The 1,438-nt window shown below is 70.0% G+C and carries 1 protein-coding gene; it reads left to right on the plus strand.

Annotated features, from left to right (window positions below):
- Positions 1-42: 42 nt before the first annotated feature.
- Positions 43-1,266 carry an IS4 family transposase gene (locus tag ACZ52J_RS42880; protein ID WP_465626875.1) on the plus strand — a complete coding sequence of 408 codons (1,224 nt, stop codon included), beginning with the start codon at positions 43-45 and terminating at the stop codon, positions 1,264-1,266.
- Positions 1,267-1,438 lie beyond the last annotated feature (172 nt).

A 1,438-nucleotide genomic window follows, 5' to 3' on the forward strand; every position in this document is an offset into this window, starting at 1 on the left:
CAATGCCGGTGACTTTGTGGTCTGTGTGTCGTTGGTTGTGGTGTGGCGAGGGTGGGGCAGGTCAAGTCGTGTGCGGGTGAGCGGTTGTCGGATCGGATTGCGATCGGGGTGCTGACGCAGGCGTTTCCGCCGGGTCTGGTCGATGAGGTGATCGCTAAGACCGGGCGGGGTGAGAAGCGCAGTCGTCTGCTGCCGGCGCGGGTGGTGGTGTACTTCGTGCTGGCGATGTGTCTGTTCTTCGGGCAGGGCTACGAGGAGGTCGCCCGGCTGCTGGGCGAGGGGCTCGGGGACGGGCGGCGGTCGTGGCGGGTGCCCACGACCGCCGCGATCGGCCGGGCCCGCCGACGTTTGGGCGTCGAGCCGCTGAAGGTGCTGTTCGCGCGGGTCTGCCGCCCGCTGGCCGTGCCCGAGACGGCGGGTGCCTGGTACCGGCGGTGGCGCGTGGTGGCGGTGGACGGCACCTGCCTGGACCTGGCGGACACCGAGGCCAACACCGAGTTCTTCGGCCGACACGCGTCCGGCCGTGGGGCGAGTGCGTTTCCGCAGGCCAGGCTGGTCGGACTGGCCGAATGCGGCACCCACGCGATGTTCGGCGCGGCCGTCGGCCCGCTCTCGGCCAGTGAGCAGTCACTGTCCCGGCAGCTGTTCACCCGTCTGCAAGAGGGGATGCTGCTGCTGGCCGACCGGGGCTTCTACGGCTTCGAACTGTGGCAGGCCGCCCGGGCCAGCGGAGCGGACCTGCTGTGGCGGGTCCGCTCCAACGCCGCCCTACCGGTCGTGCGGGCCCTGGACGACGGCTCCTACCTCAGCACGGTCCACGCCGAACAGGACCGGAGGAGCCGCCGCAACCCCGTGCTCGTGCGGGTCGTGGAGTACACCCTGGCCCGCACCGGCGACCAGGCCGTCTACCGGCTGGTCACCACCATCCTCGACCCCGAACAGGCACCGGCCCGAGAGCTGGCCGCGCTCTACACCCAGCGATGGGAGATCGAGACCACACTGGACGAGATCAAGACCCACCAGCGCGGCCCCAAACTCGTCCTGCGCTCGAAGTACCCGTGGGGCGTCGAGCAGGAGATCTACGGGCTCCTCCTCGTCCACCATGCCGTCCGGCAGCTGATGCACCAGGCCGCCCTGCACGAGGGCCTGGACCCCGACCGGCTCTCCTTCACCCGCAGCCTGCGGGTCGTACGCCGCCAGGTCCCCGCCCAGGCGGCGCTTTCCCCCCGGCACACTTGCCCGCGCACTCACCCGAACCCTGGCTGAGATCAGCGAACGCCTCTTGCCACCACGGCGTAACCGATCATGCCCACGCGTCATCAAACGCAAGATGTCCAACTGGCCCCTCAAACGGGCCGAACACCGCGACTGGCCACCACCCGCTCCGGCCATCGTCACGATCGCCGGACCGGGCAGGACCTTAAATCACCGGCATTGG

This window comes from Kitasatospora sp. NPDC034035 (genome assembly GCF_055575755.1).